Annotated in this window: 11 protein-coding genes and 1 tRNA gene; 4 read left to right on the plus strand and 8 right to left on the minus strand. The window is 62.7% G+C overall.

Annotation, left to right across the window (positions count from 1 at the left end; all coding sequences use genetic code 11):
• Window positions 1-30: 30 nt before the first annotated feature.
• Window positions 31-768 carry an aminotransferase class IV gene (locus Pan216_RS26860; RefSeq protein WP_419193045.1) on the plus strand — a complete coding sequence of 246 codons (738 nt, stop codon included), beginning with the start codon at window positions 31-33 and terminating at the stop codon, window positions 766-768.
• Between the two features lie 85 nt (window positions 769-853).
• Here Pan216_RS26860 and Pan216_RS26865 read toward each other — a convergent pair whose 3' ends face one another.
• The gene (locus Pan216_RS26865; protein ID WP_145263128.1) at window positions 854-2,083 is read right to left on the minus strand and encodes a PQQ-binding-like beta-propeller repeat protein; all 1,230 of its coding nucleotides are present in this window, start codon (window positions 2,081-2,083) and stop codon (window positions 854-856) included.
• A 204-nt stretch (window positions 2,084-2,287) separates the two neighbouring features.
• On the opposite strand from Pan216_RS26865, the gene Pan216_RS26870 reads away from it, so the two are divergent.
• A tRNA-Met gene (locus tag Pan216_RS26870) sits at window positions 2,288-2,361 on the plus strand.
• Window positions 2,362-2,432: 71 nt separating this feature from the next.
• Here Pan216_RS26870 and Pan216_RS26875 read toward each other — a convergent pair.
• Entirely contained in the window at window positions 2,433-4,502 is a 2,070-nt protein-coding gene (locus Pan216_RS26875) for an FAD-dependent oxidoreductase (protein ID WP_419193046.1), read from the minus strand.
• A 187-nt stretch (window positions 4,503-4,689) separates the two neighbouring features.
• Here Pan216_RS26875 and Pan216_RS26880 point away from each other — a divergent pair, with 187 nt between their 5' ends.
• Window positions 4,690-4,989, plus strand: coding sequence for a DUF3601 domain-containing protein (locus Pan216_RS26880; protein WP_145263131.1), 300 nt, complete (start codon window positions 4,690-4,692; stop codon window positions 4,987-4,989).
• Window positions 4,990-5,003: 14 nt separating this feature from the next.
• On the opposite strand, the gene Pan216_RS26885 is transcribed toward Pan216_RS26880, so the two are convergent.
• The 5 genes from Pan216_RS26885 to Pan216_RS26905 form a co-directional block, all read right to left on the minus strand.
• Window positions 5,004-6,200, minus strand: a complete 1,197-nt coding sequence (locus tag Pan216_RS26885; RefSeq protein WP_145263133.1) for a hypothetical protein — start codon at window positions 6,198-6,200, stop codon at window positions 5,004-5,006.
• A gap of 34 nt (window positions 6,201-6,234) precedes the next feature.
• Entirely contained in the window at window positions 6,235-7,950 is a 1,716-nt protein-coding gene (locus Pan216_RS26890) for an outer membrane protein assembly factor BamB family protein (RefSeq protein ID WP_145263135.1), read from the minus strand.
• A 42-nt stretch (window positions 7,951-7,992) separates the two neighbouring features.
• Window positions 7,993-10,233: a PQQ-like beta-propeller repeat protein gene (locus Pan216_RS26895; RefSeq protein ID WP_419193047.1), complete on the minus strand. Its 2,241-nt coding sequence runs from the start codon at window positions 10,231-10,233 to the stop codon at window positions 7,993-7,995.
• A 402-nt stretch (window positions 10,234-10,635) separates the two neighbouring features.
• Window positions 10,636-11,523, minus strand: a complete 888-nt coding sequence (nadC, locus tag Pan216_RS26900; protein ID WP_145263137.1) for a carboxylating nicotinate-nucleotide diphosphorylase — start codon at window positions 11,521-11,523, stop codon at window positions 10,636-10,638.
• A gap of 186 nt (window positions 11,524-11,709) precedes the next feature.
• Window positions 11,710-12,267: an inorganic diphosphatase gene (locus Pan216_RS26905; protein WP_145263139.1), complete on the minus strand. Its 558-nt coding sequence runs from the start codon at window positions 12,265-12,267 to the stop codon at window positions 11,710-11,712.
• Between the two features lie 628 nt (window positions 12,268-12,895).
• Here Pan216_RS26905 and ftsH point away from each other — a divergent pair.
• Entirely contained in the window at window positions 12,896-15,040 is a 2,145-nt protein-coding gene (gene ftsH / locus Pan216_RS26910; protein WP_419193048.1) for an ATP-dependent zinc metalloprotease FtsH, read from the plus strand.
• Between the two features lie 121 nt (window positions 15,041-15,161).
• On the opposite strand, the gene Pan216_RS26915 is transcribed toward ftsH, so the two are convergent.
• The gene (locus Pan216_RS26915; protein ID WP_145263141.1) at window positions 15,162-16,493 is read right to left on the minus strand and encodes a tRNA modification GTPase; all 1,332 of its coding nucleotides are present in this window, start codon (window positions 16,491-16,493) and stop codon (window positions 15,162-15,164) included.
• Window positions 16,494-16,526 lie beyond the last annotated feature (33 nt).

Here is a 16,526-nt window from a genome sequence, read left to right on the forward strand (position 1 = left end):
GATCCCCTGATCTGGGTGGATGGAAACATCGTGCCCGCGTCGACATTCCACCTCGACCCTCGTGACGAGGGGCTGCTCTATGGACACGGGCTCTTCGAGACGACGCGGATTCGAAACGGTTGGCCTTGGCTCTGGGATGCTCACCGGCAACGAATCGTTCGCTCCGCCCGATCGCTCGGCATGCCCGTCGACCCGGCGCGCGTCCCCGACGCGGAAACCGTCCGAGCCTTCGTCGATCGAGTCGCATCCGAAGAGGTGGTTGTTCGACTCAATCTGTCGGCGGGATCGCCTTCCCGACCAGGCTCGCTCTGGATGGTCACCCGCCCACTGGCGCCACGTCCCGAAAGCATCGTCTTGCGGACAAGTCCCTTCCTCGTTTCGCGAACGGATCCCTTCGCCGCGCACAAGACCTTCAACTACGGACTGCGAATCCATTCCCATCGCTTGGCCCAGGCCGCCGGCGCCGACGAGGCCCTGTTGCTCGACACCGACGGACTCGTCCTCGAGACGACCTCGTCGAACCTCTTCGCGTCGATCGACGGCGAATGGGTCACGCCCTCGATCCGCGGCGGCGTTCTGCCGGGAACAGTGCGGGCAATGGTTCTCGAGCAGGCGCGCGGCGACATCCTTGAGTGCGCCATCTCTCTGGACCAACTCAAGCGGGCCGAGTCGATATGCCTCACCAACAGTGGCCGTGGCGTCACGAGTGTTTCGAGACTCGACGACACCGAGATCGAGGGGCGCTCGCAAGTCCACCTTCTCGGCTAGCGTGCTGGTCGCTCAGTCCGTTGCGGATCGGTCTCTTGGGTGCGATGCCCATGCTTCGCCGTAGGCATGCCGAGAGGAGTCACGCTTACTTGTCGAACCGGTAGAGATCCTGGTCGGTCCGAAAATAGAGCGAGTGCCCCGACACCGCGGGTGACGCCATGAGCCGGCCCGGAAGTTCGTTGACCACGAGCACCTCGTACTCGGTCCCCGGTTTGATGACGGTCACTTTCCCTTGCTCGCTGCTGAAGTAGATCCGCCCATCCGCGAACAGCGGCGAGGCGGAGTAGTTCCCCCCGAGCCGCTTCTGCCAATGAATCTCCCCCGTCTTGGCGTCCATGCACGTCGCGATCCCCCGGTCGCTCACCATGTAGACCTCGTCGCCGACGACGAGTGGGGACGGGTTGGCCGGGGCCTGGCGGGTCACTTTCCACGCGACGTGGGAGTCGGTCACGTTGCCGGAACCACCCGCGCGAATCGCCCACAACTGCGGCTTCATATACCCGGTGGAGATAAAGAACATTCCATCCGCGAAGACCGGCCGGGGGACGTTGGAAAAACCGTTGTAGCGGACCTTCCACAACTCCTCGCCCGTCGCGGGATCGTACGCCACCACTTGCTGGGCCCCGGGACTGACAAGCTGCGGCTTGCCGTCGATCTCGACGATCAGCGGGGTCGAGTAGGCCTTGTGCTGCTCGGTGTTCTCCGGGAACTCGCCCGTCCGTTCGGTCTTCCAAACGGTTCGCCCGGTTTGCTTGTCGAGGGCGATGACGTACTGTTCGTCCCGGCCGTCGAAGTTGAGGATCAGCAGGTTTTCGTGGAGCACCGGCGAGCTTCCTGGCCCCTCCTTGTGGTCGATGACCAGGTCGTCCTTCTTCCAAAGGATCTTGCCATCCCGATCGAGGCAAGCCGTTCCCGCGGAGCCGAAGTGGACGTAGACGTGGCCGTCCTCCACGATGGGTGTCGGCGAGGCGTGGCTGTTCTTCGTGTTCGCGGGGAGCGGCTCCTCGCGGGAGTAGATCTCGACATCGTGAAGCAGCTTCCCCGAGTCGCGATCGACGCACAGAGCCCGCAGCGAGCGCCCCTCGTCGGTCGCGGTCGTCATCCAGATTCGGTCCCCCTCAATGACCGGCGAGGACCAGCCTTTCCCAGGCAGCGACGTCTTCCAGGTCACGTTCTCGGTGTCGGAGAACTCGAGGGGTAGCTCGGTCGCGTAGGAGATCCCCTGGCCGTTCGGCCCACGGAATTGCGGCCAGTCGACCGACTCCGGAGTGGCGAGAACGAGAGCCGTTTGCAGAAGAATCAACCCGAACGTCATGGCGGAACCTTGTGTCTAGTGGAGCGTAGGGGGCGGGAGCGATCGCCGGAACCGCTCGATGCTACCCGTAGTCAGCCAAGGGGAGCAAGTCGCGGGCAAGGGTGGTCGACAAGTTTCCCCGCGTCGGGATTCCCCTCTCCGTTGTCGCCCATGGGAACGAACCATAGAAAGATTGTTTGACCTCGATCCCCAATCGCGGTCGATGGCGGGGTAGCTCAGCTGGCTAGAGCGGCGGATTCATAACCCGCAGGTCAGGAGTTCGAGTCTCCTCCCCGCTACTCTTAGAGCCCCCAGAGCGGCGTTTTTGACGCCGACCTGGGGTTTTTCATGCGCGGCGTGACCCCGCCTCTCACTTCACCAACACAAATCGTAGCGCGTCGAGAATCACGAACCCCTTCGTCTCCGCGTTGGAGATCGTCACCGCTGTCTCGGCATCGCCGTCAAGCTCGACGGTGGCGACCTGTCGGAACGCCTCGCCGGCGGGAAGCGGCTTGGCCTGATCGACCGTTAGCTCCTTGCGGTGGGGTCCCGACGTCACGACCACGGGGACTCTCGTCGCCCGGCTCTCGTGCGGGGAATACGCCATGAGCAGCCGATAGCGACCCGACCGGGGAGCCTTGAAGCGGAAGGTCGCCGACGCCGTCCCATCGCCATTTTGCTGGACGTCTGGCTCGCCCGAGAACAAGTAGCCCTGGCCGACGTGGGGACGGAAGTTGGTCGAGCGATCCCACCTGCCCGCGAGCGTCGCGTCGGCGTCATCAAGGACGACTCCCGACAGCGACTTCACGTCAATGGTCCCCGCGATCGGCTTCGACGGAACATTGGCGGGAAGCTCGAGCACCTGGTCCTGGGCCAGAAGCCTCTCCCGAAGTAAGGAGTACGAGAGCCCTTGAACCGTCGATTCCTCTTCGGCCGCGAGCGCCGCCGCGATCCCCGCGCTCTGTCCCAGGATCATCCACGTCGGCTCCACGCGAATCGACGAGATCCCCACATGCGTGCAGGAAAGCGCGACCGGTACCAGCAAGTTCGTGCACTCCTCCGGCTTCGGCAAGACCGAGCGGTAGGGAACATGGTAGGCGTAGCCGTGCCGCGTCCCTTTCACACGTACTGGGAAGATAGTTCCCTCGTTGACCACGCCTCCCTCCTTGTGCGCCACGCGTTGGCAGTCGTGCGAGTCGATCGGAAAGGAGGAGACAACGATCGGATCGGGCTTCGTCGGTTTCTTGGTGATGTCGTTCTCGCTCAGCACATACATCCCCCGCATCCGTCGCCCTTCGCGCACGTAGAGAGCCGGGGAGAAGTGGCCATACGCGGCAAACTCGTCCTTGCAGAGACCGAGGTCGATGTACTTCTTCTTGATCTCCTCGGGCACGGCGGGATCGGTCGTCAGAAAGTGAAAGAACTCGAGCGTGTATTGCTTGTGGGCTTCCCAAATCGCCTTTCGCCCGGCTTCGTCCGCTTCGCACCAGTCCTTCCCCCCGCCCACCAGGCCGAGCGAGAACTGGCCGGCGATCGCGTTGTTGCCATCGAACTTGTCGCCGGGAAGCGGGTAGAGATCGAAGCGGACGTTGCGTCCCGTCTCGAGGTAGCGGCGAACGACCTCGAAGCGGGCGGGATCGTAGTTCGCCGGCGTGGGCATCGGCACCTTGTTGTCCGGATCGGCCGTCAAACAGAGTCGAAAGCTATAGGTCATGACGTTGCGATCACCCGACTCCGTCGGTCCGGCGTCGGTCGTGGTGATCATTGGCAAGGGCGATCCCTGGGCATCGAAGCCGTCGATCGTCATCGTCCTCTTGGGATACTGTTTCCCGGCCAGTGATTCGCCGAACTCGTCTCGGCCCTCTCGCCCAATGGTCCAGCTCACCCCCGCCGCCGCCAGGAGGTCGCCCTCGTAACTCGCGTCGATGAAGACCTTGCCCGTGAACGTCCCGTCACTGGTCACGAGCGAGATGATGGCCGTTCCATCCTTGGTCACCGACCGCAGGTAGCGTTTGGTGAGAAGCGTGACCTTCGCCTCGTCGAGCATCTGCCGCGTGACTCGCATCGCCACGTGCGGCTCGTAGGTCCACTTCGCGTGATTCTTCTCGCTTACCTTGTACGGCAGCTCGATCCCGCGGGCGGCGTAGTCCTCCTCGATCCGCCGGTGCCACTCATCGAAGAGCCCCATGACGGAACTGCGCACGGTTTGGTTGGAGTCGCTGAAGCTCAACCCGCCGGTGTTGAGTCCGCCGACGTGATCGGTCGGCTCCAGCAAGATCACCGACGCCCCCTCGCGCGCCGCGGCAATCGCGGCACAGAAACCTCCCGGCGTCGATCCGTAGATCACGACGTCGGCGTGGCGAGTCTCGTCCGCGCTGGCGGTCGTAGCGAGCAGCGCGACGAGGCAAACAAGGGCCTTCGCGGCACAATCCCATCTCAAGTCGGTCATTCGCATTCAGGCCCATTCATGGAAAGGTATTTCTCTCGCGGAGTTCCATTGTGCTCGATAGAGAAAGCACAATCCAGACCTAGTCGCTCGTTCGAGCAAAGCGACAACCACGCGATGCGGGGGGCCGATAGTAGCGGTGTCAACTCGTCGCGAGACCACCTCGGGGAGCCATGCATGCATGGGCCCGACAAACGGCCATTGGACGTCACATTCCAGCCCATTGCAGTCGGATGACTATCGGCGCTCGGGCAAGCGGTACCGAGTTGCCAAGGAGTTCGTCGACTTCGACGGCGACCGTCATCCGGTTGATGAACGGTGGCTCTTTCTCGGGTCGCCGTTCCTGCCCTATGACGACGGCCTGTCACTGTTCGTCTCGGTCGATGGAACGAGGGAATGGCACATCCGGCTTCAGCAGCGCGAGGAGACTCAGAAGGAGATCATCGAGGATCTCGAAACTCATGCCGCCGAGGAAGCGTAGATCCTGGTGATGGGTCAGGTGCCACCCTGCTTGACCTTCGGGCCGAATTGCTCGAGAAGGACCTTCTCGAAGCGGAGACCTTCTTCGACGTCGGCGACGAGACGGGGGTCGGCGTCGCGCTGCGTCTTGACGAAGGAGGCCGCTTTCTCGCCGGGGGCCTGGAGGGCGAAGCGAAGGATCGCCTGCCGAATGACCGGGCGCTGGTAGTCGGGATCGTCGAAACGGGCGAGGACATCGTCGAGAAACTGCCACTGCTGGTTCTTGCGGAGTTCGTCGATCACCAGGTCCGCGATGTCCGCCGAGACCAGGGCCCGCGACACGCCGTCGAGGAGCCGACGCCGCTCTTGGTCCGTCGACTCGCCGATCAGGAATCGGATCGCCTCCAAGGCCGAGTAGTGGGCGTTGAAGGTCTCCTTTGGATTGGCGAGAAGTGCGAGCAAATCGTCGACTCCTTCTTTGGGAAGCAGGAGCGAGTAGCCCGCCATGATTCCGTCGAGGCCGACGCGCGGTCGGTGTTTGGGATCGAAAATGAGCTTCCGAAGGAACGGAGCGTCCTCGGGCCGGCCGTGAATGCCGAGCAAGAGACCATAGAGGCCCAGGCGGAACGTGGGCGTTTCGGGGTTCTCCATCCACTTGCGAAGTTGTTGGGGATCGTAGGAGGCCGCCGCGCTCTTCACCGCGAGGTAGGGCGTCTTCGAAAACTCCTTGTAGGCGTCGGTCGCGATCCGGGAGTCGGGAGAGCCCAACTGTTCGAAGAAGAACGTTAACCGCTCAGCGTCCGGTTTGACGGACTTCTTCACTGCGGCCGTCACGTAGTCGACATAGACCCGCTCCTCGGCCGGCATGACCCGGTGCGGCTCGACCTGATCGTCGATGACCTCGGCGAGGACCACCGCCTCGAACGGTTCGCGCGCCGCGCGAGCGACGTAGCGGGAGAGCAGCAGCTCGTCCTTTCCCGTAGCGACGGGATGAGCCTTGAGCGTATGGTCGAGACGAAGCCGGGTGGTCGCGGTCGGCTGACCGGCGGAAGCGTTGGGGTGCTGGCGGGCGTCACTCAGTTGGCCAATGGCGGCGAAGTCGGCATCGGCGATCGTTTCGGACAGCGTCTGCCCCAACTGCTCGCAGAAGGGGCAGGCCGTCGCTCGGTTGGCAACGAGAACGAGCGTGAGCACAAGGAGGAAGGTCTTGCGACAGGCAGCGTGGCCGATCAATCCGTCCCTCCTCCCGCTTCGCAGCTCTCTCAACCTATTTCTTCTCGCCTTCCGGAGCCTTGATCGAATACAAGTGAGTCCGGTTGGAGATGTACATGGTGTCGTCGGCGACGACGGGTGTCGTGTAGACCGAGTTGCCCATGTTGATCTCGTCGACGACCTTCATCTCCGGCGAGAGCTCAAAGATCGTCACGTCGCCATCCTCGTCGCCGATGATGACCTTGTCATTGATGATCAACGGCGACCCCCACGAAGCCGCGAGCAAGTCGTAGGTCCAGTGCGGCTTGCCGGTCTTCGCGTCGAGACAGTGGACCAGACCGCTGAAGTCGGAGATGAAGAGCAGGTCGTCCTTGATGGCGACGGTGCCGCAAGTGCGATGCATCTCTTCTTCGAAGTCGATCTCCTCGTCGCCATTCTGATCAGCCTGGCTGTAGTGCCAGAGCGCCGCCGAGTTGGGGTTCGGCTTGATCTGGTCGCCTTCCTTGGGAAGAACGGCCTGGATACGGCGATGGTCGATCGGCTTGCCATCCTTGTCGAGGGCGATCGTCGGGCTAACGTCGCCGCGCTTGGTCGGGTCGATGCACCAGAGATGGCCGATCCCCTCGCCATGTTCGGGGTCCTGACCGACGGCGATGTAGACGTTGCCGTTGTAGACGACGGGTGTCGCGATCAGGTTGTTGCGGGTTCCACGACCGCCGAGGATCCAGGTGGAGTCCTTGGGGTTGCAGTCGAATTTCCAGAGGAGCTTCGGCTTGCCGTTCTCGAACTCATCGGCGTGGAAGCTGTAAAGCCAGCCGTCGCCGCCGGGGAAAAGAGCCTGGGGAACGCCGCCGAGTTCCGCGACCGCGGGGGAGGACCATTGGCCGTGGAGGATGTTGCGGCCCGGCGACTTGTCGGTCCAGAGGACCTCGCCGGTGTTCTTGTTCAGCGCGATGAAGCTGGGAGCATCGGGAGCGGGGATGTTCAGGTGGGTCTCATCGACGCCGTTGGCGGTGTGCACGAAGAGGATGTCACCCATGGCGGTGACCGAGCAACTGCACATGTTGTGCTGGGAGATGCCCATGTCCTTCATCATGTCGACTTTCCAGATCACGTCCCCTTCGTTGTCGCCGGTATACTCCTCGTCCTTGTAGGGGCCATCGTTCTCGCCGTCGCGGAAGCCCTCGGCATCGAGGCAGAGCACTTCGCCGCGGCTGCTGACGAACCAGAGTTTGTCTCCCTCGGCGTAGGGGGCACAGCAGACGCCCTGCAGCGGCCAGTCGTGGACACGGCCGGTCTTGAGCTTCGCGCTGGAGTGCTGCCAGAGGAACTTGCCGGTCTTCGCGTCGAAGCAGAGCAGACACCCGAGGTCGACGGTGTGCGGATAGCGTTCGAGGTATCCCGCGCCGTTGTTGGTGCCGACGTAGACCTTGCCATTGGCGACAACCGGGTTGCCGTAGGTCTGGGAACCGACGCGCGAGACCCAGGAGACGTTCTTGCCGCTGCCGGGCTTCCACTCCTTGGTTTCGCGATCGAATTCGCCGATCTCCCACGTCGTGGGGATGTTCTGCCCTTCGCGGACGTTGTTGCGGATCGACGTTCCGCCCCATTGCGGCCAGTCGGTCGGCTTGACGTCCATCTTCTCGATGCGGCTCTTGATGTCGGAAAGCACGTCGAAGGACTGCTGACCTTCGTTCTTCTCCGCGAAGGCCGGGGCCGCGAACAGCCCGAGCAGACACGCGCTCGACCAGAGACTCAATCCTCGTTTCATTGCGAATCCTCGTAGATGACGTGACGGATCATGCGAGACGGGTCAGCCCGCCTCGTTCGGTGTGACACGGATGTTGTCGAGAAAGATCTCGGCATCCTTGGCGTTGCCGTAGAGTCCGGGGCTACCGGTGCGGTTGGGGGACGGATCGGTCGCTTCGATCGTCCACTTCTCGGGTTCCGGCGTCCCTCGCTCCCAGACCTTCCCGCGCAGAAGGACATCGTCGCCCTTGTTCTCGGCTCGCAGCTTCATCGAGTACCAAGTGTCGGGCTTCCACTCGAAGGGAATCGTCTCGGCCATCCGAAGCTGTGTCGGCCAAGAGCGGATCTGAAGCTGCTGATGAGCTCCCTTGAGTTCCATGACATAACGCTGGGCCGTGATGCCGATGTCGGGCATCTTGTCGTCGGTGATCGATCCCTTGACGTCGGCGGTCATCGTGTAGTCGTGAAGATCGGACGGACCGAACCACGCCTGACTGCGGGTTCCCTTCGGAATCGTCGTGATCTTGACCATCACCTTCTCGCTATCGACGTCCCGAATCTGGTGACGGTAGCGAGCCCCGATCCATGAGATCGGCACCTGGTTGTCCGAGAAGTCGAAGTTCCAAGGCAACTCCGGAACGACGCGCACGCGAGCGGTCTTCTCCATGTCGCCCAGCTTGGCGGTCACCGTCGCCGCGACGTGCTTGGCATCACTGGGAGCAACGTAGACACCCTCTTCGGTCACCGTTCCCGGGCCGTCGACGGAGTAGGTCACCTTCCCGGTCGGATCGCCGAGCGACTGTCCCCGCGAGTTGAAGACTTCGACGTCGTACGCCACCTTCTCGCCCGGCTTGATCAGCGACTCGGCCGGCACCAAGCGGAACTGGGCGGGCTTGGAATCCTCGGAGACCGGCGCCTCGGTGTTGATCGGAGGCGCCGCCGAGTGCGTTCCGCTTTCCGAGTTGCCGATCGCGTAGAGTCCAGCGCTGGTCGGCAGGTACATCTTGCCGTAGGCCACGATCGGTGAACCGTTGATCTCGGCCCGCAGCCGGTTGCGGCTGAGGATGTCGAACCCATCTTCCTTCGGCTTGAGGATGTAGGTCCGACCGTTGGCTTCGTTGACGTAGATCTTTCCGTCGGCGTAGATGGGACTGCCCCGCATCATCGTGCCAAGCTTCTTGCGAAAGAGGGTCTCGCCCGTCTTGGGATCGACCATGATGATGCCACCGGTGTCCTCGAGGAACCAAAGCTTGCCGTCGGCCATGATCGGGGCGGTCTTGCCGGCGATCACTTCTTTCTGACGCCACTTTTCGTGGGTCTTGGTGACGTCACCCTCGCCAGTCGCGTCGATGGCGACAATGGCGCCCATCGTGTTGTCGTCGATGTTCTCCTCGCCGTGACCGATGTAGACGGTGTCGTCGACGACGAGGGGGGTGGCGTTGACGCCGCGACGGGAGAGCTGGTACTTCCAGATGATCTTGCCGGTGCGAGGCTGCATCGCGTAGACCGCGCCGTCGCCCGCTCCGAAGATGATGACCGGCTGCCCCTTGATCGTCGCCAGGATCGGCGAGCTGTAGGTCGTGTCGTAGGGCAGGGGACGCGTGCTGCTCAACCAGACGGGAACGCCCGTCTCCTTGTTGAACGCGATAAACTGATGGGCCGGCTTGGCGCTGTCGCCCCAGTTGATGAGCACGCCGCTGATGATGACGACGTCATCGAAGACGAAGGGGAAATTCGTCCGGCCGCCGTAGGTCGTCAGAAGGCCGTACTCCTCGCTCATCGAATGCGACCAGAGCACCTTGCCGGTCTCGCCGTCGAAGCACTGGAAGAGACCACCCACGCCGAGGGCGTAGACGTTTCCGGTCGACGGATCGCCAACGACGTTCGACCAGCCGACGCGGGTGTCGGGAACGTCGGAGAGAAAGACGTTGAACTTCTGCTCCCAGATCGTTTTGCCCGTCTCGGCATCGACGCAGACAACACGTTCGCCCTCGGTCGGCTCGCCTTCATCGGCACGGGTGATGAGGTAGAGTTTGCCGTTCATCGCGATCGGCGTCGTGCGGCTCCCGAGATCCTCTCGCTTCCAAACGATGTTCTCGCCCTTGCCGCGATCGGACCAATCCTCGGGCAGCCCTGTCGCGCGGGCAACGCCGTTGTGTTCGGGGCCACGCCAGAAGGGCCAATCGCGAGGATCGCCGGCGGCGTTCTTCGCGGAGTTGGACTCGCGTTCGGCATGGGCGACTAGCGGTCCCATCACCAGAAGGGCAAACGCAGTTAGGAGAGAGCCAAGAGCAAACCGTTTCATGGATGTTCTCTTCGTTGAGTTGCCGTGTCGGGGAAAATCTGTCGTCACGAACGAAGCCGCAAGTGCCAAAGGGGTCCACGGAAAGACACGCGGGCGGCATCACTTCATGGGCGGCCTGACTCCTAGCCGCTTGATCAACACGCCGGACCGACGTTGGGTGGGATCATTGCCATTTGTACTTTCGCCATCATACGCCAGTCCAACGACAGCGCCAAGCAGCGGTCAGGGGCGAACGACCGGTTCGGCGGACTTGCGCGGATACTGCAATTTCCCCGCGTCCATCCACACGCGTCGCTCGGCATTCCCCAAAATTCGGCCGACAACGGCGCAAACCGCCCCCCAGGACCGCGGAGTCGCCCATCTCCCCCGATGCCGGGGGTCTGGCCTCTCCCTCGCCCCTATCTAAGAAGTCGCTTCAGCCCGACCTTTGGACAGTTCCATCGACAAGTCGAGCGAAGGAGCCGAGTGCGTCAGGGCCCCGACGCTGACCCGATCGAGCCCAAGCTGGGCAAGCTCCGGGATCTGGGCGAGCCCGAGTCCTCCCGAAGCCTCCAGCAGCGACGTGGCGCCAAGTTCCGCGCGCCGCGCGACCGCCTTGGCCATCGTCTCGGACGACATGTTGTCGAGCAGGATGATGTCGGGAGCCTCGCGAATCGCGAGCTCGAACTGCTCCAGCGTGTCGACTTCGATCTCGACGACGGTTCCGGGCGGCGTCGAGTTGCGCGCCCGTTCGATTGCGGTCTTGATGGGCGTCGGGTCGGCTTCTCCCAACCACGCCAGGTGATTGTCCTTGATCAGGACTTGATCGAAGAGACCGATGCGATGATTGGTACCGCCACCGATGCGGACCGCGTACTTCTCGAGGTAACGCCATCCCGGTGTTGTCTTGCGGGTGTCACAGATCACCGTCCGCGAATCGGCGACGGCATCGGCGTAGTGGGACGTCAGCGTGGCGATCGCACCGAGATGGGAGAGAAAATTCAAGATCAGCCGCTCGAGGCCGAGAAGGGTGACCAGCGGCCCGAGCAGAACCGCCACCACATCTCCGCGCTCGACGGGACCATCGTTCTCGGCCGCCGCGATACCGAACTCCGGATGACGGCGCCGCAGAACCTCGAGCATTGGCAGCCCCGCGACCACTCCGGGCTGCCGCGCGACGATCCGCGCTTCCCCCCGCGTCGTCGGGTCGATCACCGCTCGACTGGTGATGTCGCCCGCATCACCGAGATCTTCCTGAAGCCCCCATTCGACGAGACGATCGGCTTCGGCTGCTTCCACGGGGGTGAACATGGTGGGACTTCGCGACTAGGGGGTTTGAGAACGAGGACCATCTCGCTAGCGAGCAACCACCAAGCGTTTCGGGCGCCCTGCCCATCACCTCGCCTAGCGCGAGGGAAAGGCTCTTCGACACTTCAGCACTGGCTGACAAGCAGCCAGTGGCACCCGCAAGCCTGGTCTTGACGGCGCGCCAGGGCCTTACGCGACCTGGCCCGAGGCGAGCTCCCCACGACGCAACTTGCGGTAGAGGTCGAGCGCCTCGCGGATGATCTTCAGGGCCTCATCGGGACCGAGGAAGTCATCGATGATGACCTGCTTGTTCTCGAGGATCTTGTAGTCCTGGAAGAATCGTCGGATTTGCTTGCCGGTATGATCGGGCAACTGTTGATGATCGACGAACTCCTCATACGCCGGATCGCCGGCGGAGATGGCGAGGATCTTGTCGTCGATGCCCTTTTCGTCCCGCATGCGCATGACGCCGATCGCTCGGGCGTCAACCAAGGTCAGCGGATGCACCGGCCCTTGGGAGAGGACGAGCGCGTCGAGCGGGTCGTTGTCGTCGCAGAAAGTCCGCGGCAGGAAGCCGTAGTTCGCCGGATAGTGCACGGCGCTGTAGAGAACTCGATCGAGCCGGAGAACACCGCTCTCCTTGTCGAGTTCGTACTTGTTCTTACTTCCCATGGGAACTTCGATGACAACGGGGAAGCTCTTCTCGATGCTGTCATCGTCGATGTAGATGTCGTGCCAGGGATGCATGGCGGAATCTGACGTCCTTCGTGATGGGGCTCGTCTCGTCGCATTGGCGAGTTGTTAGGCGATATACGGAATCGCTCAAAAATCGGACACCGCGCGTAGTTTCGGCGTTCGGGATATTTGAGTCGAGACCGATTGTCCCGTTTCGCGTCTACATCAAGAGACGAAGACGACTCGATGCCCGCTGCCGCGAGCCTCCCCCCGATCCGACACGATCGCCCAAGAGTCCAGCGTCGCGGAGGGGCATTCGCCGGCGCGCCCACGATCGGTCCTGCCCCCTTCGCTTCCCCAAAGGGAATCCGCCCCTTCGCCTCGGGGAGTCGCTGGCGCGATCCTCCGTCTGGCGATACTGTGGATACTTTTGTACATTGAGGAGGTGCCGGAGTGCCCGACTCCCTCGGAAACCACGTCTCGCCGACGACCGGTTTCCATCCCAGGTGGGGCAGTCCCCTCTCGAAGCCCAAGACTCGGCTTCGAATTGGGTCCGGTCTTCCGCTGACGAACCGAGCGGACCGAGGTCGCAAGCCGACCTCCTCCAATATGCGCATTGTCCTTCACGGGCTACTGACTTCGGAAAGGGGTCTTGTTGACCGACAAGTTCATTCCCGAGAGGAAAGGATCGCGTCTGGGAATGGCGGACGATTCGCCCGACGGAAATCCACTCCCTTCGAGCCGTTCTCCTCAGTCCCCCCAAGCGGGCAAGAGTGAGACCGCACGAGGACCGCGAATTCCGCGTGGACTGATCGTCATCGTCGTTTTCTGCCTACTCGCGATCCTTGTCGTGGGACTCGCTTCCGACAAGGGCCGGACGATCACCAACATCTCCTTCACCAAGTTCCAATCTCATTGGAGCGAGAAGGAGAAGCGCTATCTCGGCTTCGACCAAGGGGAACTCCGCGAGGACGCCCTCTACGTCCGACCGACCCAGGTGCTGGCGGCGACGCCCAAAGAAGCGGCCTCGAAAGAGGACGCTTCCACCAAGACCGACGCGAAAGCCAAGAGCAAGCTCCCCGATGATCGCCCCATGCTCGGCTTCCTCGAGAAGCGCGAACTGTGGTACCGCGTCTACGTCCCTCCCTACGCCATCGACTACGAGTTTCTCGAACGCCTCGGGACGATCGAGGACTTCAAGTATGACCCGGGCAATCCCATGCTGCGCGCGATCGTTTGGTACGCGCTCTCGCTTGGGGTGCTGGTCGGCATCTTCTACTTCCTCTTCCTCCGGCCGCTGCGAAGCCAAAATGGCCCGGGGAACGTCCTTTCTTTCGGTCGTAGCCGGCCCAAGTTGATCCAAAAGGAGCACACCAACGTTCGTTTCCCCGATGTCGCGGGGATCGACGAAGCGAAAGAAGAAGTCGGCGAAGTCATTGAGTTCCTCAAGAACCCCGAGAAGTTCCAGGGGCTCGGCGGACGCATCCCGCGCGGCCTGCTCTTCGCCGGTCCTCCGGGCACGGGCAAGACACTCCTCGCCAAAGCGATCGCCGGCGAGGCCGATGTTCCCTTCTACAGCATCTGCGGTTCCGACTTCGTCGAGATGTTCGTCGGTGTCGGCGCCAGCCGGGTGCGCGACCTGTTCCGCCAGGCCAAAGAAACAACTCCCTGCATCATCTTTCTCGATGAAGTCGACGCGGTCGGACGCCGGCGCGGCAGCGGACTGGGCGGTGGTCACGACGAACGCGAACAGACGCTCAACGCGATCCTCGTCGAAATGGACGGCTTCGAGACCAACGAGCAAGTCATCGTCATCGCGTCGACCAACCGACCCGACGTCCTCGACCCAGCGCTACTTCGGCCCGGTCGATTCGATCGCGAGATCATGATCAACTTGCCTGACCTCCCCGGGCGCTATCAGATTCTCAAGGTCCACGCTCGTCACGTGAAGATGAGCGACGAAGTCGACTTGATGAGAGTGGCTCGCGGCACGCCCATGTTCTCGGGGGCCGATCTCGCGGCGCTGGTCAACGAGGCCGCGATCATGGCCACGATGGCGGGCAAGAAGTCAATCGAGCAGGACGATCTCGAGGAAGCTCGGGACAAGGTCTGCTTCGGCCGGGAGAAGCGAAGCCGCGTCCTCGATCAGCACGATCGTGAGGTGACCGCCTACCACGAGGCCGGCCACGCGATGCTGACCCGCCTCTTGCCAAACGCCCAACCGCTTCACAAGGTGACCATCATCCCACGCGGCATGTCCCTCGGTTCGACGATGTCTCTGCCCGAGAAGGATCGCTACACCATCTCGCGCGCCGAAATGATCGACGAGATCCAAGTCCTCTTCGGCGGCCGGATCGCCGAGGAGATCTACTTCAACGACATTTCCAGCGGCGCCCGCAACGACATCGAGCGCGCCAGCGACATGGCGCGAAAAATGGTCTGCGAGTACGGGATGAGCGACGAACTCGGCCCCATCCTCTACCTCGCCAAAGAACAACAAGTCTTCCTCGGCGGCGAAGTAAGCAAGCCCCGCGAATTCAGCGAAGCGACGGCCGAGAAGATCGACCAAGCCGTGCGACGGATCATCGACTCCTGCTACGCCGACGCGACCCAGGCTCTCAAACAACAAAAGGACGAAACGGAACTCGTCGCCAAGGCGCTTCTCAAGTACGAAACGCTGTCGGCCGAGGAAATCGAAAAACTCCTTCGCACCGGCGATCTGTCGATGTTCGACTATAAACTCCCCGCCGAGGCCAAAGAGGAAGAGTCCGAGCAGGAAGCGGACTCCGACAACGAAATCCCCGAGGGCGAGACCGAGCCGGCCACCTCCGAGAGTTCCGAGTAGGCTCGCGACGGACAATGGCGGAGTGCCTCGTCAACGTTTGACATTGCGTTCGACGTCTTCGCAACATGGGATGCACGTTCCGCCGTTGAACGAAACTCGGGCTCCAACTCGGGAACCCGGCTTACTTTCCGATACAGAACTTCGAGAAGATCCGGTCAAGCAAATCGTTGGTGTAGACATGACCGACGATCTCGCCGAGCGCGGTGATCACGTCGCGCAGGCTCACCGCGACCACCTCCGGCCCGAGTCCACTCTCCTGCGCGAACGATGCCTCGTCGATCGCGGTGATCGCTCGCCGCAACCCCTCGCCACAACGGGCGGCCATCCTCGTTCCAGCCGACGTATGCTCGCTTGAGACTCTCGCCAATCGCTCGCGAAGAGCCGACCGGAGCGTCTCGACCCCTTGGCCCGTCTTCGAACTGACGACGATCCCCTTCGAGCCGCCACCTTCTCCTCCCGAAAGATCGGCCTTGGTCAGCACCAATAGCGTGTGTTTCTCGTCGCAGGCGTCGAACCCCTCGCCAACGGGAACACAGTGGAGGAGCACGTCGGCGCGTCGGGCAACTCCCTCACGCTGCTCGGCGGATTCCAACGCCAAGAGATCGCCGGTCGACTCGATCCCCGCGGTGTCGATGAGTTCCGCCTGGGTGTCGCCCAGGGAGATCACGGTGCTGAGATAGTCGCGCGTCGTCCCCGCCTGGGCGTTGACGATCGCTCGATCGGACTCGGCCAGGGCATTGAAGAGACTGCTCTTGCCCGCATTGGGATGGCCGATCAGGACGAGACGCGGAAGCTGACGATCGGCGCTCCGCTCCTGAAGCGACGATTGGAGTCTGCTCAACTCCTCCCTGGCCGAGAAGAACGCCCGTTCGACGACGTCGTCCTCGACAAAGGTGATGTCCTCCTCGACGAAGTCGAGTCCCGCCTCAAGCTCGGCGAGCAAGTCGAGCAGATCGTTGCGCAGCTTGAGGACCGGCTTGCTGAGCCCGCCGGTTCGCTGGTCAACCGCCTCGCGGAGCTCGTCGACCGTCTCCGCCTCGATCAGGCCGAGCACCCCTTCGGCTTGCGCAAGATCGAGCCGTCCCGAGAGAAAGGCTCGCAAGCTGAACTCCCCTGGCCGAGCCAGGCGGACGCCCTCCTCGACAAAGCGAGCTTCGATCGCCGAGCAAAGCGGCGCGGAGGCCGGAACATGGAGCTCGACCGATGGCTGCCCCGTGTAGGAGCCACCTTCAGGCCACGAGTAGAGCGTCAATTCCACCGAGCGCCGCCAAGCGGGAATCTCCAGGGCGACGTCGCCGACCCAACGGCGATGCCAGGGAATGCTGGCGGATGTCCCAACCAGGGAGGAAGTGATCTCCGGGACGCTGGGTCCGGAGAGGCGAAGAATCGCCCGAGCACCGGGGCCCGCGGCGGTCGATGGCCCGATGATGGTGTCGTTCCAATCGAGTGCCATGGACCACCACGCGCTGCATTGCCCGAAGCCGAC

The sequence above is a fragment of the Kolteria novifilia genome, from assembly GCA_007748055.1.
In the GTDB taxonomy this organism is placed as follows: Bacteria; Planctomycetota; Planctomycetia; order Kolteriales; family Kolteriaceae; genus Kolteria; species Kolteria novifilia.